Origin of the sequence: Flavobacterium pygoscelis (assembly GCF_023162025.1) — a bacterium.
Lineage (GTDB): Bacteria > Bacteroidota > Bacteroidia > Flavobacteriales > Flavobacteriaceae > Flavobacterium > Flavobacterium pygoscelis.
On sequence record NZ_JALNUB010000004.1, the window covers coordinates 366,555 to 386,401 of the forward strand.

The 19,847-nt window shown below is 30.4% G+C and carries 16 protein-coding genes; 1 reads left to right on the top strand and 15 read right to left on the bottom strand.

Annotated features, from left to right (window positions below; all coding sequences use genetic code 11):
* Positions 1-182 precede the first annotated feature (182 nt).
* Positions 183-1,352 carry an acyl-CoA dehydrogenase family protein gene (locus tag MW871_RS08330; RefSeq protein WP_248428218.1) on the bottom strand — a complete coding sequence of 390 codons (1,170 nt, stop codon included), beginning with the start codon at positions 1,350-1,352 and terminating at the stop codon, positions 183-185.
* A 183-nt stretch (positions 1,353-1,535) separates the two neighbouring features.
* Positions 1,536-2,423, bottom strand: coding sequence for a ComEA family DNA-binding protein (locus MW871_RS08335; protein WP_248428219.1), 888 nt, complete (start codon positions 2,421-2,423; stop codon positions 1,536-1,538).
* Positions 2,424-2,776: 353 nt separating this feature from the next.
* On the opposite strand from MW871_RS08335, the gene MW871_RS08340 reads away from it, so the two are divergent.
* On the top strand, positions 2,777-4,255 hold the full coding sequence (locus tag MW871_RS08340) for an amino acid permease (protein WP_188049603.1): 1,479 nt from the start codon (positions 2,777-2,779) through the stop codon (positions 4,253-4,255).
* A gap of 78 nt (positions 4,256-4,333) precedes the next feature.
* Here MW871_RS08340 and MW871_RS08345 read toward each other — a convergent pair whose 3' ends face one another.
* The 13 genes from MW871_RS08345 to MW871_RS08405 all read right to left on the bottom strand — a co-directional run bounded on the left by MW871_RS08345 (position 4,334) and on the right by MW871_RS08405 (position 19,847).
* Entirely contained in the window at positions 4,334-4,561 is a 228-nt protein-coding gene (locus MW871_RS08345) for a PspC domain-containing protein (RefSeq protein WP_188049602.1), read from the bottom strand.
* Positions 4,562-4,653: 92 nt separating this feature from the next.
* On the bottom strand, positions 4,654-5,928 hold the full coding sequence (locus MW871_RS08350; RefSeq protein ID WP_248428220.1) for a DUF2851 family protein: 1,275 nt from the start codon (positions 5,926-5,928) through the stop codon (positions 4,654-4,656).
* A 120-nt stretch (positions 5,929-6,048) separates the two neighbouring features.
* Positions 6,049-6,531, bottom strand: coding sequence for a 3'-5' exonuclease (locus MW871_RS08355; RefSeq protein WP_248428221.1), 483 nt, complete (start codon positions 6,529-6,531; stop codon positions 6,049-6,051).
* A gap of 155 nt (positions 6,532-6,686) precedes the next feature.
* Positions 6,687-8,048 (bottom strand): pyridoxal-phosphate dependent enzyme, encoded by a 1,362-nt coding sequence (locus MW871_RS08360; protein WP_188049599.1) that lies wholly within the window; start codon positions 8,046-8,048, stop codon positions 6,687-6,689.
* A 214-nt stretch (positions 8,049-8,262) separates the two neighbouring features.
* Positions 8,263-10,188, bottom strand: a complete 1,926-nt coding sequence (locus MW871_RS08365; RefSeq protein WP_248428222.1) for a putative porin — start codon at positions 10,186-10,188, stop codon at positions 8,263-8,265.
* A gap of 273 nt (positions 10,189-10,461) precedes the next feature.
* Positions 10,462-11,583, bottom strand: a complete 1,122-nt coding sequence (locus tag MW871_RS08370; protein ID WP_248428223.1) for a glycosyltransferase — start codon at positions 11,581-11,583, stop codon at positions 10,462-10,464.
* Positions 11,580-12,677: a glycosyltransferase family 4 protein gene (locus MW871_RS08375; protein ID WP_248428224.1), complete on the bottom strand. Its 1,098-nt coding sequence runs from the start codon at positions 12,675-12,677 to the stop codon at positions 11,580-11,582. The genes MW871_RS08370 and MW871_RS08375 overlap by 4 nt, the downstream gene beginning before the upstream one ends.
* A 219-nt stretch (positions 12,678-12,896) precedes the next feature.
* Complete coding sequence (locus MW871_RS08380; protein WP_248428225.1) at positions 12,897-13,895, bottom strand: glycosyltransferase family 2 protein; 999 nt, start codon at positions 13,893-13,895, stop codon at positions 12,897-12,899.
* Positions 13,896-13,898: 3 nt separating this feature from the next.
* Positions 13,899-15,437 carry a glycosyltransferase family 2 protein gene (locus MW871_RS08385; protein ID WP_248428226.1) on the bottom strand — a complete coding sequence of 513 codons (1,539 nt, stop codon included), beginning with the start codon at positions 15,435-15,437 and terminating at the stop codon, positions 13,899-13,901.
* Positions 15,434-16,576 carry a glycosyltransferase family 4 protein gene (locus MW871_RS08390; protein ID WP_248428227.1) on the bottom strand — a complete coding sequence of 381 codons (1,143 nt, stop codon included), beginning with the start codon at positions 16,574-16,576 and terminating at the stop codon, positions 15,434-15,436. The genes MW871_RS08385 and MW871_RS08390 overlap by 4 nt, the downstream gene beginning before the upstream one ends.
* Before the next feature lie 66 nt (positions 16,577-16,642).
* Positions 16,643-17,524 carry a hypothetical protein gene (locus MW871_RS08395; protein WP_248428228.1) on the bottom strand — a complete coding sequence of 294 codons (882 nt, stop codon included), beginning with the start codon at positions 17,522-17,524 and terminating at the stop codon, positions 16,643-16,645.
* An 8-nt stretch (positions 17,525-17,532) separates the two neighbouring features.
* Entirely contained in the window at positions 17,533-18,414 is an 882-nt protein-coding gene (locus MW871_RS08400) for a hypothetical protein (RefSeq protein ID WP_248428229.1), read from the bottom strand.
* The gene (locus MW871_RS08405) at positions 18,414-19,847 is read right to left on the bottom strand and encodes an MBOAT family O-acyltransferase (RefSeq protein WP_248428230.1); all 1,434 of its coding nucleotides are present in this window, start codon (positions 19,845-19,847) and stop codon (positions 18,414-18,416) included. The genes MW871_RS08400 and MW871_RS08405 overlap by 1 nt, the downstream gene beginning before the upstream one ends.

A 19,847-nucleotide genomic window follows, 5' to 3' on the forward strand; every position in this document is an offset into this window, starting at 1 on the left:
CCTTTCTTTAAGTCTGCAAAAGTAATCAAACTTCTCAATTATAAGGCATGAATTAAGGAAAATTTAAAAATATAAAACAATTAAGCCTTACTATCACAATCAAACCAATAAAAAAAGCCAATTCATCAATGACAAATTGGCTTTTTTGATACAAATAAATACCTGTCTAAATTTAATACTTATTATTCAACAGCAGGTTTATAATTTTTATTATCAATAATCATTTTGGATAAAATTTCTTTTAAAATTTCAGAGGTACCACCACCAATTGGACCTAAACGACTGTCTCTTAACAAACGTGCCAACGGATATTCTTCCATATAACCGTAACCACCTAACATTTGCAAACAACTGTAAATTGTTTCATCTGCTACTTTAGTAGACTTTAATTTAGCCATGGTTGCCTCTTTAACCACGTATTCGCCTTTATCTAATCTTGCTACAGCAGCATAGTTAAAGACTTTACAGTGCTCTACATCTGTTGCGTGCTCAACGATTGTATGTCTTAATGCTTGGAATTTATCAATGGTTCTTCCAAAAGCTTCTCTTTGAGACATATATTCTATAGTATAATCTATAGCATAATCTGCTCTAGCATGACCGTTGATAGCCATAATCAAACGTTCTAATGCAAAATGCTGCATAATATATGGGAAACCTTTACCTTCTTCTCCCATCAAATTTTCAACAGGAATTTCGACATTATCAAATGCAATTTCGGCAGTATCTGAAGCTCTCCAACCCAACTTGTCTAATTTTGTTGCAGAAATTCCTTTTGTATTTTTATCAACAAGAAGAATACTTATTCCTTTATTTCCTTGACTAGGATCTGTTTTAGCAGCCACTACATAGTAATCTGCATAAACACCATTTGTAATAAAGGTTTTAGATCCGTTAATGATATACTTATCCCCTTCTTTGATTGCAGTTGTACGCATTCCTGCTACATCACTACCACCAAAAGGTTCACTAATACACAAAGCTCCTATTTTATCACCAGCAATACTAGGTACTAAATATTCTTGTTTGATTCTCTCATCCCCTTCAGCATTCAAATGCGTCATAGCTAAATATGAATGTGCCCACATTGCAGCAGCAAAACCTGATGATTTAATTTTTTGAAGTTCTTCTAGAAAAACAACCGTGTAGAACAAATCTAGATTTAAACCTCCATAAGCTTCAGGACATCTGATTCCAAAAAAGCCCATTTCACCAAACTTTTTCCATATAAATCGTTCAATTGTACCTGTTTTTTCCCATTTTTCAATATGAGGCACTACTTCTTTTTGTAAAAATTCTTTCAAACTTTTTCTAAACAATTGGTGCTCTTCTGTGAAATAAATTGATTCCATATAAATTCTATCTTTTTTTTTAACAAATTAAATTTACTAAAACACATCGCAATAGCAATGTATCTAAGCGTTATTATTTTAAATGTCGTAAATGAGTGATATGTATAAATCTAAAAAGAACAGGTTGCAAAAGGAAGATTTTACAATTAATTATAGATTTTAGTAGTACCCAATTATAGACTTTTAATTAAAGTCCAAATATAAAGTAATTATTTTTGCTTTATCAACAGGAAAAGCCTTAACTTTTGTTAAATCCTCAATATTTTTAAAATCACCGTTCATGCTTCGATAAGTAACAATCTCTTTAGCTAATGGATATCTAAAATAATAGAACTTTGATAATTCCTTTAAAGAAGCATTATTAATATCTATTTTTTTTATTTCAGGAAGTGCACCAATCTTAAAATGAAGATTTAATTTCTCAATTACTTCGGGCGATAATCCCCAAACGTCATTCATTTGTTCCATAGAAACAAAGCCACCTATAATTTCTTTTTGTTTCAAAATACGCGAGGAGATTACTTCACCTATCCCATAAACTTTTATTAAATCCTCTTGTGTTGCTTGATTTATATCTATGACAACTATTTTATCTTTTTTAACAAAAACTGGATTAGAATTTGAATCATATTCTTTAAACTTCTTTTTATTGTTTACCCAATCAGGGAATTTAAAAAAAGGTGCTATCTTCTTTAATAAGGAATCTGATATTTGTGTTACTTTTTGAAATTCTTGTGCCGAGTTAACAAATTTATTTTCTTTTCTAAAATTTAACAAACGGTCTATTTCTGCAACCGACATTCCTAATTTGTATCCTTTGTAATCTGTAATGAAATTTGGATTAAAAAGATAAACCATATTATTCTGGCTTTTATCATTACGTTGTATAGAATCGAATTCTGCTTGCAGGGAAAGCCACTCTTGTTTACCAGCCTCTTCTTTGAAAACAATTGAAAAGTCACCGAAAAAATAAACAAACTGTAAAGAAATTATAATTAACAACAAGAATAAAACTCCTATTCTCTGTTCCTTAGAAAAATTAAAATGAGATCGAATATTTTTAAACGCCATTTGATACCTTAATTTATTTAAAAATATAACTAATATTCAAAATAATACACTTTTCACCTATTTAATTTATAAATAAAATTACTACAAATAGAAAAACCTTGTTGTATAAACATCTGAAACATATAAAATAAAAACACAATTACTTACTCTTACTTGAAAGCAAAATTTAAAACACAAGATTCAAAATAAAAATTTAAACAAGATTTTCTTATTCAAGAACTAGTATTAATGGAGTGAAAAACGCTAAAAATTGTAAAAAACTATATTTTATCAGTGAAAACTTTAATTATTGTTTTTATTTTTTACAAAAAACAATACATTTGAGATCTAAAAACAACAAAACCAAAAAACATATGTCAATTTGGAAAACGAAACCGCTTTCGGTTTTACTAAATGAAGCTTCAGAAGATGAAAAAGGATTAAAGAGAACACTATCTGCAAAATCACTTGTAGCGCTAGGAGTTGGTGCTATTATTGGTGCGGGATTATTTTCTCTAACAGGTATTGCAGCGGCAGATAATGCCGGTCCAGCAGTTACACTCTCTTTTATATTAGCCGCAGTAGGATGTGCATTTGCAGGACTTTGTTATGCAGAGTTTGCCTCTATGATCCCTGTAGCAGGAAGTGCTTACACCTACTCTTATGCTACAATGGGTGAATTTGTGGCTTGGATAATCGGTTGGGATTTAGTGTTAGAATATGCCTTAGGAGCCGCAACAGTAGCGGTCAGTTGGTCTCAATATGTAGATAAATTTCTCGGGAATTATGGTATTCACATACCGCAATCCATCTTGCATGGTCCCTGGGACACGACACCAGGAATCATTAATTTACCCTCCATATTAATTATCTGTTTACTTTCTGTTTTACTAATACGCGGTACAAAAGAATCTGCATTAATAAATAACATACTTGTTATTTTGAAAGTTACCGTGGTAATTGTATTTATTGCTTTAGGATGGGGCTTTATGAATAGCGCAAACCACACACCTTTTATACCTGTAAATGAAGGAGAAGCTCTTTTAAGTTCTGGTAAGATGTCATTTCTTAATTTCTTTAGTAGTGATTATTTTGGTCATTATGGATGGAGTGGTATCTTAAGAGGTGCTGGAGTTGTATTTTTTGCTTTTATTGGTTTTGACGCCGTATCTACTGCTGCACAAGAAGCAAAAGATCCACAGAAAGGAATGCCAATTGGTATTTTAGGATCATTAATAATTTGTACTATATTATACGTTCTTTTTGCTTTTGTTTTAACTGGTTTAGAAAACTACCTTAATTTTAAAGGTGATGCAAGTCCGGTTACTACTGCATTTGCAAAAACAGGATACACCTTCTTAAATTCTGCACTTACGATTGCTATTATTGCAGGATATACTTCTGTAATGTTAGTGATGTTAATGGGACAAAGTAGAGTTTTTTACAGCATGAGTGTAGATGGTTTATTACCTAAATTTTTCAGCACTTTACATACTAAAAACAGAACACCTTACAAAACGAATCTTCTTTTTATGGTGTTTGTGAGTTTGTTTGCGGGATTTGTTCCTGTATCAGACCTTGGACACATGGTAAGTATTGGTACATTGTTCGCTTTCTCACTTGTTTGTATTGGAGTAATTGTTATGAGAAAATCCAATCCAGATGCAGTACGAGGTTTCCGCGTACCATTTGTACCATTGTTCCCTATTATAGGTGTACTAATCTGTTTAGTATTAATGGCTGGCTTACCTATTGAAAGTTGGGAAAGATTAGCAATTTGGATGGTACTTGGTGTTGTAATTTATTTTTTATACAGCAAGAAAAATAGTAAATTAAACAATCCAGAAAAATAATTTACCTCAATTAATAAAAAAAAGGATTATAAAGTAATACTACTTTATAATCCTTTTTTTTATTAATCAAATTATAATTTATAAATCAAATACAGAAGTTCTTTTGGCACGAACTAAATCTTTAAGCCTAATCCAAAAAGCCAAAGTAAGATAAACACCAAAACCTAAACCTACTGTTACAAACGAAATGTATATAAAGAACAATCGTACTGTACTTGCTCGCATCCCTAATGTATCTGCCAAACGAGAAGAAACATGAAAACCATGTTTTTCAAAAAAGAACTTTAGTTTTATAATAGCAGACATTGCAAGTTAAATTTTTAGTTATTTACAAAATTACAAAATAAACCCATTCAGGAGTTACAAATAAGCTAATTGAATTATTATTTGATTATTAATTAGTTATTATTTTTTAACAATTCTATTCCAATTACACATTCTAAACATTTACTATTATTGCAATACTCTTTTTTAAGTTGCAGCAATGATTGCGTTTCTAAAGCATTCTTTGGTTTAATTCCAAAAGAAATAAACTTATCAATAATTGCATTTTTCTCTGCAGAAACTTCAGTTAAAAGTTCCATTAAATCTTCAGAAACTTCTTTTCCTAAACTTTTAGCATAAGCGAATTGCAATGGAATAATTGTATTTATGAGAATTAAATCAATAAACGATTTAGAAAGTGTTTTCTTTTTTTTGGGACTTTCTTTATCAAACTGATAATGATTTTGCCAATAGGGAGCTGCGCAAATTTGAAACAGCTGATAACTCTCTTTCAAAGATCGTAAATTACTTATTTTTGAAAACAAGTTCTGATGTGTATGGTATAAATTAGCTAATTGTGACAATCTTATAGTTGGGAAGTTATCCGGTCGATGTTTAAAAAACTGTACCGGTGGAACAACTATTTTATCTAATTGATATTTATGTAACAAATAAAAATAGCGGAATTTTAAATCTTTAAAATAGTTATCTTCTTTTTCGTTATCTAATAATCCTGCAGTTCCAAAAATAAGAGCTTCAAGATTTTCGACTTCAAAACTTTCTTTACGAATTACTGAAAAAGGAATAGATTGGGCAATTTTCATAAAAATTTCACCGTTTGTGTTCAAACCGAAATTTTTTGCTAACAAACAAAATAAAACAGATTCCCAGTCTTGATTCGTTTTTTCTAATAAATCAAAAATTGGTTTTGATTTTGTCTCTAGACGTTCAAAAAAAAGACGCTCTTGCCAATTTTTAAACGTAAATTCATCAATAGTACTCAAATGTTTTTCGCAATAAATCCATGATTTAGGTGCGACCAAAGAATGGTAATTATTCAGAGTATCAGAATCTACATAATCCTTAAGTTCTAATACCGGAATTTCGCTATTATCACTTCTAAAAACTGCTGCATCATTTTCCCATACCACGTGTAAAATTACATTTTCATAACCGGAATCTTTCTCGTGCTGATGTAGATACCAATCCGATGATTTAAGATGAATCTCTACGTTTCCTGCCCATTTCTGATTTTCAATTTTAATTTGTGCATTGAAAAAATCGGGACCTGCAAGTTCTAGATACTGCCCAACATGGATGATCGTAAGGGTTTCTAAGTTCGAGGTTTTCAAATTTAAGGAATCAAACTTCTTGAATTTCCAGAGATAATGTAGAAAATCTTCTTTCATCTTTACCGTATTAGATTGAATACTAATGTAGTAAAAATAATTAAAAGTAAGTTATTTCGAACATAAATTGGAATTACATCCCTTTTAAGAATGGTAATTGAAAGATTATGAAGTAAATATTTAGCGCAGTAAGTACAATTTAGCGCAAGCACGAGCATCAGACAAAGCTTCGTGATGATTTAATTGAATATTCATTTCTCGGCAACAATCACTCAACTTTGTTGGTTTAAGCCCTTTGGCTTTATATATTTTTACGGTACATTCCCAACGAGAGGCAAGGTTTAAATCATCATAATCTAAACTATAAAGCGCCATAGATTTACACAAAACATTCCTATCGAAACTTTCGTTATGCGCCACTACAATTTTGTTTTGCAGTCTTTTTTTTATTTCTGGAAAAACCTCGGCAAAACTTTTCGCATTTATGGTGTCTCTAGGATGAATTCCGTGAACTTGAATCGTAAAAGGAGAATATAAATTATTTGGAGGTTTGATCAAACTGACAAATTCATCCACTATTATTCCGTTTTCTACTGAAACAATCCCAACAGAACATGGATGAAATGCAGTTGCTGTTTCAAAATCTATTGCGGTAAAAGTCATTTTTGGGAGTAATTTATTGAATTAAGAATTAAGAGAGATTCTTGAATCTTTTTTTATGACACAATCACTTTTAATTAAAAAAGCCACAAATTAAAATAGTTAACGAAAAATAAATTTTAGCTAAATAGTCTAACTCGTGGCAAAAAAAAAAAATCTTATTTTATAGAACCAATAATATCGTATTTCGTAATAATGTGGTGTGCACCATTTTCTAATTCGACCAATACGGCTGCATTATCTTTAGTAAATAATTTTGAAACCTCTTCTATAGCAGTTCCTTTTTTTACAATTGGGAAAGGTTTACCCATAATATCCTTAATCGGTTTATCGGCTACATCTTTATTAGCTACATAACTTTGAAACAAATCACTTTCATCTACAGATCCTACAAAACCGGTAATATCTATTACTGGTATTTGAGATATTTTATATTTTCGCATGCGTTCGATAGCGTGTGAAACTAATTCTTCTGTACGAACTACGATTAATGGTTTAGTGATATGATCTTTGATTACATCTTCTGCTTTTGTGATTTCTTCTTCAAGAAAACCTCTTTCACGCATCCAATCATCATTAAACATCTTTCCTACATACCTGCTTCCTGAATCATGAAATAAAACAACAACTACGTCTTCTGGTTTAAAATGTTCTTTAAGTTGTAACAAGCCTTTTATGGCAGCTCCAGCTGAATTTCCGACAAAAATACCTTCTTCTAAAGCTATTTTTCGGGTATAAACTGCTGCGTCTTTATCTGTTACTTTTGTAAAACCATCTATCAATGAAAAATTTACATTTTCTGGCAAAATGTCCTCTCCTATTCCCTCTGTGATGTACGAATAAATTTCATTCTCGTCAAAAATTCCTGTTTCATGGTATTTTTTAAACACCGATCCGTAGGTATCAATTCCCCAAATTTTAATGTTTGGATTTTTTTCTTTCAAGTATTTTGCAACACCCGAGATTGTTCCGCCTGTTCCTACTCCTGAAACAAAATGAGTTATTTTTCCTTCTGTTTGCGCCCAGATTTCTGGTCCTGTTTGCTCATAGTGTGCAATAGCATTGGATGGATTATCGTATTGATTTACATACCAAGAATTTGGCGTTTCTGTTGCTAATCGTTTGGAAACTGAATAATAAGAACGTGGATCTGTAGGCTCAACATCTGTAGGACAAACGACTACTTTTGCCCCAACAGCACGAAGAATATCCATTTTTTCTTTAGACTGTTTATCTGATATTACACAAATTAATTTATAGCCTTTAATGATTGCTACCAGAGCCAATCCCATTCCTGTATTTCCAGAAGTTCCCTCAATTATAGTTCCACCTGGTTTTAAGCGACCATCAGCTTCTGCATCTTCAATCATTTTAACGGCCATTCTATCCTTAACAGAGTTTCCCGGATTAAAAGTTTCTACTTTGGCCAATACTAGCGCCTCTACTTCTGCGGTAACTTTATTAAGTTTTACTAAAGGAGTATTCCCTATAGTCCCTAATATATTTTCTGCGTATTGCATTTAATTGTAATTTTTTAGATTGTAATTTTTTAGATTGTAATTTTTTAGAAAAACTTTTGCAAAGATACGTTTTTGTTACAAAACATTCTTATGAATGCTATTTTGCGTTCGTGATAGTAGCGACATCCTTTGCTTGCGTTCTTAAGCAAGGAAAGATATAGCGGATAGCACGTTAAAACGCCATGAAAAATTACAAAAACTTTTTTGTGTGAATTTAGTTGAAGAAATTCCAGATTAAACCAAAACGAATGGTAAAATCACGGGAAGGATTAGTGGGAGAAGCATAAAAATCATTGCCCATAAGTGAGGAATTAAAATGTTCTAGCTTGAAGTAAATTCTGGTTCTTTGCACTTTGGCATTTACAAAAAAATCAAGATTAGGATGATTGCCTATTTGCTTGTTGGTTTGTACAAAAAACTCACCTATCACAGGATTATAATCATTCGCAAAATACTTAGAAAAGTAATTTAATGTTATTCCTGTTTGCAGAAACAAAGCTTTTTTGAACATGTAAGTTGTATAATAAATCGTGTTTCTGGTTACTATATCTGGAACGTTTAAAATTTCATTTGTTTGCTTTACTTTTTGATACAAAATGGTGTTGTCTAAAGCAAATTTTCCGAATTTAAATTCTCTACTGGCTTTTACCGAAAGGTAATTAATGGTACCATCATATTGCGCTGGGGCTATAATTTGAGTTCTAGCTGTTTTTTGAAGATCGGTAGAGTTATCCTTAAAATACAAATGATCATTCATTACTGACAAATATACTTCTGCATTTATCCAAGGTGAAATGGCATTGGCTTTTATAACATTAATTTTTTCGTTTTTAAAGTCATTTGACCAATTGTACTGCACATAACTACTCTGGTACAAATTATAATTGCTATTAGGCAGTTTGTTGATGTTTTGATACTGAAAAGCCAGCTGAATATCGTCATTCCAATCGTATTTTAATTGCGCATCGAGATTAGAAAGAGATTGTGCTGTAATTGATCTTGAATATAAAAACGTACCGTTCCATTTATCATGTCTGTACTCATACTGTCCGCCGGCACTATTGATTTTTTGGCTAAATGCACTAGGAATCGTGTTTTGATTGTTAAAAATAAGGATTCTGTTGTAGTAATAATTGGATCTGAAATCATCTGCAAAAAAAACAAATTTCCCTAATGTAGTATTTTCATAAACCAGACCTGCGCGATTATACATCTTATTGTACCTTGTTTGATCATTGATTCCGTAGTCTAAGAATGAATTTCCAAAACGTGATACGATTTTATTTCCCACAAAAGAAGGAATAGTGGCTTGATAGAATTCGAAAAACTTATTTTCGTAATTGAACTGATGCGTAATATAAAGATTGTTGGATCCTTTTTCAGGGTTGATTCTAAAATTATGATCTACAAAAATTCTCTTCCCTTTTAAGAATGACTTAGCATCGTTCAAAAAAACTTCAAAACGTTGTCGATTGTTATAGTTAGGATCTTTACTTTCAAAATCTTGAATGGTGGTGATGCCGCCATTCTCACCGTTTAAAATATCTTGATAGGTATAATGCGCATTTGCAAAATAGCGTTTGTTTTTAGTATTATAACTTGTTGTAAATCTAAAATTTCCTGTACTAGCAAGTTGATTGATATATTCGCCCTCTGAACGCAAACCTTTGTAAGCTATAGAAAAATTAAGATTTTCAGAAGTGTTTAAGGTAATAAAAGCATCTACTGATTGCCCTTTTTTGATGGTGGTTTTAAAATACAATTCGGTTACAGGAGTAGCCACAGAATAATATCTAATTTGGTTGGCTTCTAAAAAATTAAAATGCTTTGCTTTAAAACCAAATTCTGGATAGGGAGATAAGTTCGTGAGGCTATATTGTAGCGTATTGTAAGTTTGACCCTCATTTGCAAAAGGCAAAAGACCAAAAGTATCTTTTCTTAAATAATTATGACTGTACTCTTTTTGAATAGTCAATGAAGTATCGATATAGGTAGTGTCTCTCTCTAAAGTAATTACTCTATAAAGGTCGATTGGAGCTATTTTAATTTTTGTTGTATCCTTTACTTGCTTTGGCTGACTTGGAGTTTGCGCAATACATATATTAGTTAATAATAATAAAAGAAATATCGCTTTTTTCATAAATAAATAAACAGGAATTAATTGCTAAGCAAAAATAAGATTAGTGTTGAGTTTTACCTCAAAATTATAAAAACCAAAGGTAGTTAAATAAATAAAAAGATGTGATTAAAGCTGATTCAATATCATTTTTAAAACTTATTCCTCTACTAAAACTGTAATTAAATTAATCAAGATTTCAATTACTGAATAAAAATAGCCGGGGAAATTTATTAACTATTATGCTACTCTTTGATTGTAAACTACAATTAAGATTTAAAATTGTATCTAACTGCGCTAGGATTGCAACAGCATTTTTTTTATTTCATTTTCAAATACCTCTAAGGTATAATTTCTAGACCAATTGGCAGCAAGAATTTGTTTTTTATCAAAAACCTGTTGATTATTAACCACGGTTTCGATCTGCAAAATATCTTGTTCAAAGTTCATATTTAATAGAATCCCACGATTGTTCTTGTCTAACATATAAGGAACACAAGAAACCGGAGTGGAAATTGGAACACAACCCCAAAACATTCCTTCGGCAATGGCTTTGGGCCAACCTTCACTCTTAGAAGGTAAAATTACAAAGTGACTTTCTTGATAGGCTTTTTTTAAAGCTGCTTTTTTTTGATTCCCTTTTAAAATAACAATTCCATCTAACTGATTGGCATAGCAATAGTGTTCTAAATTCTTTCGTTCTTTTCCTTCACCAAAAAGAGTTAATTTAACTTTATATCCTTTTTGAAACAATCGCTGTACTAACTGAATGGCATACAATGGGTTTTTACCTGAAACTAAAGAACCAACAAAAACAAAATCGATCGTTTGCTGAAGAGTCTTTTCTAAAATAGGAGTTTTTTCGGCTTCTGAATACGTTGCGGTAAAAAAGGGTTTTATATTTTTTGTACTTCCTTGCCATTCTCCATAAACTAAAACAGTCATGTTACGACTTAAAAAAGTATTCGACAAAATCCATTTTTGTAATTTATATGTCCAAGGTTGTTGTGATTTTGGATCCCAATTACCAGCATATTTAGCTGTTTTAGGTTTTGATGGAAAAGCAATTTGAACTAAACAACCTAACAAACCAATATTTCCAGGACAACGCAGGTGAATGTGATCGGCAGAACGCATCGCTTTGAAAATTTGCCAACTAATTTTTGGTGTTTTTATTACTGTTCGAAATAACCCCTTTAAACTCAATACATCAAAATTATCAATGGATAAAAACTTGATTTTAGGATGAATATAAGAACTATCAATTGCTGTTTTATCCGTGAATGTTAATGGAGCAACCAAAACAATTTCTGTTGCATATTTTGCCCAAATGTTCATTTCATTTACATAAGGGGAATAGGCAAAATAGTGGTTTTCGTATTTTAGATGAGGAACGTGAGTGATGATGAGGAATTTCATAGTAATACGTCTGAAAATTTATTACAATAAGTACTAATACTAAATTTTTTCAGAAAAGTTTTTCTAGCGTCAAAACCCATACTTACTTGATAATCAATATTATTCTCCACTCTACTAAATAAACTTACCATTGAATCAATATTAGGATCGAATTTAAAGCACTCTTTACCATCTGTTAGATAATCCGCTAATCCTACCTCATTAGATATTAATAGTGGGGTTTGATTCATCAGCGATTCTACTCCAACGACATTAAAGGCATCAAACTTTGATGGAATTATTGAAAAATGACATTCGTTTAAATAATCATCAATTTTATCATATGAAATTCCTCCAAAATATTCAATAGAACTATTATTTTTACTCAATTCTTTAATCTCATTTTCTTGTGCGCCTGTACCAGCAATTTTTAAAATAATTTTAGAATGTCTAAATTCCTTTTTATACAGTAAATAAGCCTTGATTAAATCTACTACTCCCTTAGAATTATCTAATCTACCTAAATAACTTATTATAATAAAATCGTTTTCAATATTTTTTTTATTTTCAAATCTATCTATCATTGGATTTAAAAGTACAATTGCTTTATCTACATTGTGAAATAATTTCAAATCTTTTTTAGCTAGTTCTGATGGGCAAACAATTATATCACAGAAGAATTTGTAAAATATTTTTTTTCTAATAAATTTAACTTTTTGCTTTAATGATGTTTTTTTTTCGTCCAATAAAAGCTGTTTAGATAAAGTATGATAATAGACATATGTGTTTACCCTTCCTAAAGAAAGTAACTTTGACATCGAGACACTAATATTGCTACCTACAAAATGCCCAATTACAATATCTGGTTTATATTGAAGATACAACTTACTGAACCAAAAAAAATCTTTTAAAGTAGTGGGTCTTTTTTCTGTCGGCCAAGAGTAAATAATGATACTACCTTCAGTTTTTTTTATTGTAAGATTTTTTGAGAAATACGGTTTATGAGAAATAAAAATAACTTTATGTCCTAAATCAGCCAGATGATGCGCCAAGCTATAACTCATACTAGAAAATGATATTTCGCTAAAATTGTGACTGATAAGTATTGTTTTCATTATTATTTTTTAATTCTATGGCGAAACATTATATCCTAAATAAATTTGACTTTAGCACTTTAATTGCATTTATATGGTTTGTGATTTTTATTACTAATTATGAGATATGCCATCACTATACTGAAAAAAATAATCACATTAATGCAAAATTTTTGTAAACCATGCGTCATTATTATTTATTAAAATCAAAAGGAATATTTTTATTGATTTAAATAAATTTCATTTTTCTCTCGGCTTATCAAAAAGCAAACTCCACAATCCAACGGTTCTTCCTAGTGCTTCTGTAAAAGCTTGTTTTCTTTTAGAGGTGGTTACTGTATTAGAAAATCTTATCAAAGTTAATAGTATCGTAATTGCATACCATTTGAATTGATCTTTACCAACAGGTTTTGGATTCTTCACCCTCCAAACATACCAACCGTTGCGTACTACCATTCTCCCATAATGATATTGGTTCGGTCTTCCGGAAGCATCATGATAATGATATAATTGAGCCGAGGTATTTAGATATAATTTCCCTTTTTTGGACACTCTTAAACAAAAATCGGCGTCTTCATATAAACCGTAGCCTTCAAAATAAGTAGAAAACTGAAAACTTTCAAAAACTGTTTTTTTAAAAGAAGAAACTCCACCCATTAATTGTTCTACTGGATATATTTCTCCACTAGGTGGCAAAAAACCAACACTTCTGCCGTGGGAATAAAGACTAGAAAATCCAGGGGGACAATCACTATCCAAACCTAACTTTTTTCGTAAAACAAAACGAGAACTCTCTTTGCGTTTCCAGCCATCAAAATAAAATTCATTTTTCGAGGCCTTATATTCTTTATCAACTTTTTTCCATTCTGTTTCATTAATGATGTAACCTCCAACTGCTAAAGCGTCAGGATGAATTTTATAGGTAAGTAACAATTTTTCGAAATAATCAACTTCTAAAACCGTATCATCATCTAAAAAACAAATAATTTCGGAATTCGAATTTAGCTTAGTAATTCCAAAATTACGTTGTTTGGTTAAACCTCTTTCTTGATCAGAAACTAGAAAATAAACTAGATTTTTAAACTGATTATCTTTTAAAATAGTTTGTGTCTGTTGATTGAGAGAGCCATCAACAATTAAAATTTCGTCTGGATAAATAGTTTGTTCCTTAACCGATTGCAATAATTGAAACAATGGTTTTGGACGCATATAAGTGCATATGATTAGAGAAAATTTCATGAATTAATTTATTCTTTTTCCTAAAGCCAAAAGATTTTTGGCATAAAACAGTGATTTTTTAAATTGAATATTTTTGTATGGAATACGTATTAATCGGTATAAAAAAGAAGTTTTTCTTCCTTTAAAAAGATATAAAAAAAAATGCTTTTTCTTATATTCAATAACTTGTTGCGGAGTAAAATGTTTTACAATTCCATATAGTACCGTAGGGCTTGGAACAGGCTTAATTGTTTTTACTGGAACTTCTAATTCCCATGCTTGAGCCTTTCTCTTCTTACCAGTAACTTTAGCTTCAAGTCCCCAAAATCGATAACCTCCAACTGGTGGTTTGAGATGTAAATTTACCGAAAATGGATTATGTAAAACTGTAACACCTATTTTTGATAATGACATTCCAAAATCGCTATCCTCTCCATAACCGCCATCAAAATTAACATCGTTTCCATGTAATTGCGAAACAAATTCTTTTTTTACGCAGGAATTAGCATTACTAAACATTTGCGCACTACCAGCAATCCATCTTTTATTGCCTAGTATCTTTAATTTATTTTTTAAATCTTGTAAATCTTGATTTTGATGATCTGCTCTTATATCCAATCCATTACATGCTCCTGAATTATTGGTTTGTAGAAAACGAATATGATTTTCTATAAAATCAGATGGAATTCGAATATCATCATCTCCAAAAACAATATAATCACCATTACACAAGTCAATAGCTTCATTTCTTGCTCGACAACTACCTTTAGATTCTTGCCACTTTACAATTAACTCGAATGGATATTCTTTTTCTTGATATAGACTTTCATTCCGATCAATTTCTGGAGTAGCATCAACTACAACTACTTGAGTAACTCTATAACTTTGATTCGCCAAATCTTTCAACAATTGTAAAGTAAAATCTTGACGAAACATTGTTGGTATTATATAACTTACTGATGGATTATCAACTATAGGTTTTAATTCTTTAGGCTTTACTATTGGCTTAAGTAAGATTTTATTAAACCTGTTTTTTGCGTAAAAAAAAGCACTCCATTCGGTAAATTTCCAAAAACCTTGTCTGTAAATCATATACAAAGAATGCTCAAGCTTAAAATTTTTGATAAAAAAAGTATATCGATCTCGTACCGATATGTTTATGTTTTCTTTTTCATTACTAGCAAATAAACCTTTTGCATACAATGAAACAGCACCAGAGTTTCTAATCGCATTATATCCAAAATCTAGTGCCTGTATTTGCGGATTCGTATAATCATTATCAAACCCATTTAGTGTTTCCCAAACTGATTTTCGAACAGCAAAATGATTGGGATTAATTCTCCAGCTTACACATTCGTCCAAATTGTCAAAATCATTAATATACCAAAAAAAAACTGCTGTTTGATACACTAATTCCGGAAATGCATTTTTATAACCCTGTTCAAAAGAACTATGCCAAATATCTCCAGATCCATTTGAAAGCTGTTCTAATTTTTCAAAATCAGGATTCCCATTATATAATATAATTTCTCCTGAATCTGTCATATATTCTTTTAATATCATTTTCTTGAGAATTGTTTATAAAAAGCCAAACTTTGTTTTGCCACAACCGAAATACTGAATTTTTCTATTACTTTTTTTCTTGCTGCAATTCCAAACTCTTGACATAGTTTTGAATTAATTAGCAATGTATTAATTTTTGAAGCGTATTCCATATGATTATTAGGATTAACTAAAAAACCGTTCACTCCATCATCAATTACTTCTGTTGCCCAACCGATATTAGAAGCTACAATGGCTTTTTGCATCGCCATAGCTTCTAGCCAAGATACCGGTAATGCCTCAGCAAATGTGGGAAAAACACAAACCGTTGCAACTGCAATATGCCTATTTATTTCTGGGTAAGGAACACTCCCTAAATAAGTAACATTAGAGGATGCCTCTTTAGTAAATAATTTCCGCATCATTTCCCAGGTCGAGTTGTTCCCGGTAATAATATCTGGAACGTCTTTACCTACCAAAATTAACTGCGCTAATGGATTCTTACGAATTACTTCATTAAAAATAAAAGGAAGTTCTAACAAGCCTTTTTTTCTAATTAAACTTCCAAAATATAAAATCGTATTTTCATTTTTAGAGTTACTTGCAACAAAAGAATTAGTATCTATAGCATTAGGAATAATTGTAAATTTTTTTTGAATGCCAAAAATTTCATTTGTCAAATTGGCTGTAAACTGGCTTACCGAAAGCAAACCATCTGCTTTTAATAATGCTCTTTTTTCATGAAATTTATTTATCCATTTTACAGGACGATTGTCTAAATGACAAAAATAGGTATCAGAACCATTTAATCGAATTATAACAGGACACAGGTGAGGTTGTATAAATGAGGTGATGCCCGTCCAATCTGGGGCCTCGACGATATCTATTTTTTTTTCTAGATAAAGTTTATTGATTATTCCTTGTATTTTTTTTCGAGTAAAATACCAAGAAAGCCCTTTAATTTTTTTATTTTTTATCTGTTGAATACAAATCCCATTGTCATCAAAAATAGCGTCTTCTTTTTGTCCATACACTAAAACACGTACCGAACATCCTTCTAACAAAAGTCCTTTTGCTAGATTTTTAATACTTGTCCCAATTCCTCCAGAATTACCTGTTTTAGCATGAGGATATTCTGGGGTTAGAAAAGCTATTTTCATTTTGTTTGATAATTAAAAACTAAATTGCACAGTACTTTAATAAAATACTGTATTCGACAATAATATCTATTTTTTTATAAAAAAATCATTAAGAATTCGAGTCGTAAAAAGTCGCGCGCCTACATCATTCATGTGCCCGCATGAAGAGAAATATTGATCGCCCTCTACAGCATTTTCATAGTTATGAATTTCGGGATATATTTTTTTAACTTTCTCAAAATAATCCAATCCTTTTGTATTACTGCACATCGGCGTCATTACGGCAATTAAATTGATGTGATTTTCAGCACAAATTTTTTTGATCTCTTCATAATATTTATTTTGAATCGGCTTAAGAGCTCTGATATCATTTTTCATATTTCCTTTGCTTCCTACTTTTAAAGGAGAATACCCTAAATTTTGAAGGTGTGCAGTTTTTTTATGAATTACATTAAAAAACATTTCTCTAAATCCAATTTGAGCGTCAAAAGCTATATAACGATAAAACGGAATATAATATAGTTTAGAAAAATCTTTTTCTCCTCGAAAGTGACCCGCAATTATTTTAGAATTATGAATGTAAGGTAAAAACTTCGAAGAAATTCCATCTGCTCTATGATCATTAGAAATATTCAGATCAGTTTCTATAATTACATTTTTAATGGAATAATTACGCTCTATCATTAACTTTAAAATTAAAGAAGCTTCAAACAAATGGCCTCCACTCATCCCAAAATTAAAAGCTTTCAATCCTTTGTCTTCAAACAACTTAGTAACAAAATGATTATTAGCTCTAGACGAACCTAAAACTACTACATCATAAACTCTTCCTTTGGAATTGTAAACAAAGTCTATTTTTCCTCTATCAGAAGCTTGAAGATAAATAGCAGTATAGAGTAAGTCAAGAAATACAAGCAAGATTAGTATTAAAAGGAAGCTTTTGGCAATGAAACATATGATTTTTTTCATCAGTTATTTTATTTTAAAATTTCATCTGCTAAATATTCTGTAAAAAAACATGCTCCCTCATTATTTAAATGTGAACAATTCTTAAACATCTCATCATTTTGTATAGCCATCGAAAAATCATAAAGATCCGGGATTTTTTGTTTTAGTTTTTTGATAAAATCTAAGTTTTTAGTATGTTTACAAAAGGGTGCGCAAAAAAAAACTATTGGAATATTATTTCTTGTACTAAATTCTTTTATTTTGTCAAAATATATATTTTTAAGATTTATTTCTTCTGGTAAAGAATTATCATGATTAAAAGAATTTCCATACAAACTAACGAAACCATAATTTTCAATAATTTTACTTCTTTTATTAATTAAATTTGCAAAAATTTCGCGAAAACCAATTTTTGATCCGAAGGTACAATATCTATAAAATGGAAAATAAAAAATCTCTTTTCGATCACTAAAATGACTATCAAAATATTGATATGTTACTTGATTTTCTCTTATAAAAGGCATTATTTCGTATTGAAAAACATTAGAATATCCTTCTTCAATATTAAAAATATAATCGATTTGGATTAAAACTTTGTCGACTTTAATATTATATTCTTTAACAAGTCTCAAAACTGTATAAATATCACTTAATTTAGAAGCCTGAAAACCTAAATTAATACCATCTTTTCCAGTTTTTTCTTTTATTAAATTTGGAACTATACTATTCTCAACTCTAGAGGATCCTAAAAAAATATAATCTATTCTTTTATTTTTAAAACTTCTTAGATATTGGAATTTTGTTCTAGGTATCGAATTCTCGTATACTTTCGTATAAAAAATATCCATTATAAATAAAATCCCTATCACAAAAAAAATAAGTCCTAATAAATATATAGTAAAGTTTTTCATTAAAACTGAAAATATATAAACTCTTTATAGTCAGAAAAAGTTCCTAATGTAATAATGGCAATCAAACACAATGCTAATTTCAGCCACGAAAGTTTTCCTGAAATAGGCTCTACTTGATTTTTAAAATTCCATTCGACAATAATAAAAGTAAAAATGAGAAGTAGTAATTCATAATTATACCTTTCATTTTCTAAATATTGAGAGGAAAACCTTAGATCTATAAACATCCTCTTTATATAACTAAAAGCTTCGCTAATTGATTTTGCTCTAAAAAAGATCCAAGCAAAGCAAGTTATCGCAAAAGTGATTACAATATTAAAAAAAACGTTAACCGATTTTAAATCCCAATTTAATGAAACCATTTCTATATTAGAACGGTTCTTTTTTAATAGCAATAAGGGCAAAAAATAAAGCGCATTGATGAAACCCCAAACGATGAAAGTCCAATTGGCGCCGTGCCAAAACCCACTCACTAAAAAAATGATAAACGTATTTCGAATTTTCATCGCCATTCCACCACTACTTCCTCCTAACGGAATGTATAAATAATCCCGAAACCAAGAAGACAATGAAATGTGCCAACGACGCCAAAATTCGGCTATATCTCGAGAGAAATAAGGGTAATTAAAATTGCGTAATAAATCGATACCAAATAATTTAGACATTCCCAGTGCCATATCAGAATAACCAGAGAAATCACCATATATCTGGAAGGCAAAATAAACCGCGCCTAGCACTAAAGATAACGAATTCATGGAGGAATAATTATCAAAAATTGCGTTGGCATAAGTAGCGCAAGTATCTGCAATTACCACCTTTTTGACTAATCCCCAAATAAACTGAAAAATTCCTTCTTTAGCCTTTTCATAATTAAACTCTCTTTTTATTTTTACTTGTGGTAATAAATGTGTGGCTCTTTCTATGGGACCTGCCACCAATAATGGAAAGTAACTTACAAACAAAGAGTAATCGACAAAGTTGTATTCGGCTTTAATCCTTTTTAAATAAATATCAATTACATACGATAAACCGTGAAAAGTATAAAAAGAAATCCCAACTGGAAGAATGACATGCAGTAATAAAGGGCTCGTTTGCAAGCCGAATCCGTTGAGTAAATCCGAAAAGGAATCAGCAAAGAAATTATAATATTTAAATACACCTAAAAAACCAAGATTGACACTGATACTTAACCAAAACCAAAATTTTCGAATACTTTCTTTTTTGGCTTTTTCAATTTGAATGCCTGTATAATAATCTAAAAATGTTGAGAATACTAACAGAAATAAAAAACGCCAATCCCAACAAGAATAAAAATAATAACTCGCTATGATTAATAGCGCATTTTGAGTGCTTTTGTTTTTATTGAAAACAAACCAATACAAGATAAAAACAATAGGCAGAAAAATAGCAAAAGCAAAGGAATTGAAAAACAT

Coding starts and splice junctions, on each gene's coding strand:
- MW871_RS08385 (WP_248428226.1), bottom strand. CDS start 15,437: ATGATATTAAAAGAATATATGACAGATTCAGGAGAAATTATATTATAT.
- MW871_RS08375 (WP_248428224.1), bottom strand. CDS start 12,677: ATGAAAACAATACTTATCAGTCACAATTTTAGCGAAATATCATTTTCT.
- MW871_RS08345 (WP_188049602.1), bottom strand. CDS start 4,561: ATGTCTGCTATTATAAAACTAAAGTTCTTTTTTGAAAAACATGGTTTT.
- MW871_RS08400 (WP_248428229.1), bottom strand. CDS start 18,414: ATGAAAAACTTTACTATATATTTATTAGGACTTATTTTTTTTGTGATA.
- MW871_RS08395 (WP_248428228.1), bottom strand. CDS start 17,524: ATGAAAAAAATCATATGTTTCATTGCCAAAAGCTTCCTTTTAATACTA.
- MW871_RS08350 (WP_248428220.1), bottom strand. CDS start 5,928: ATGAAAGAAGATTTTCTACATTATCTCTGGAAATTCAAGAAGTTTGAT.
- MW871_RS08330 (WP_248428218.1), bottom strand. CDS start 1,352: ATGGAATCAATTTATTTCACAGAAGAGCACCAATTGTTTAGAAAAAGT.
- MW871_RS08355 (WP_248428221.1), bottom strand. CDS start 6,531: ATGACTTTTACCGCAATAGATTTTGAAACAGCAACTGCATTTCATCCA.
- MW871_RS08405 (WP_248428230.1), bottom strand. CDS start 19,847: ATGTTTTTCAATTCCTTTGCTTTTGCTATTTTTCTGCCTATTGTTTTT.
- MW871_RS08390 (WP_248428227.1), bottom strand. CDS start 16,576: ATGAAAATAGCTTTTCTAACCCCAGAATATCCTCATGCTAAAACAGGT.
- MW871_RS08335 (WP_248428219.1), bottom strand. CDS start 2,423: ATGGCGTTTAAAAATATTCGATCTCATTTTAATTTTTCTAAGGAACAG.
- MW871_RS08360 (WP_188049599.1), bottom strand. CDS start 8,048: ATGCAATACGCAGAAAATATATTAGGGACTATAGGGAATACTCCTTTA.
- MW871_RS08340 (WP_188049603.1), top strand. CDS start 2,777: ATGTCAATTTGGAAAACGAAACCGCTTTCGGTTTTACTAAATGAAGCT.
- MW871_RS08370 (WP_248428223.1), bottom strand. CDS start 11,583: ATGAAATTCCTCATCATCACTCACGTTCCTCATCTAAAATACGAAAAC.
- MW871_RS08365 (WP_248428222.1), bottom strand. CDS start 10,188: ATGAAAAAAGCGATATTTCTTTTATTATTATTAACTAATATATGTATT.
- MW871_RS08380 (WP_248428225.1), bottom strand. CDS start 13,895: ATGAAATTTTCTCTAATCATATGCACTTATATGCGTCCAAAACCATTG.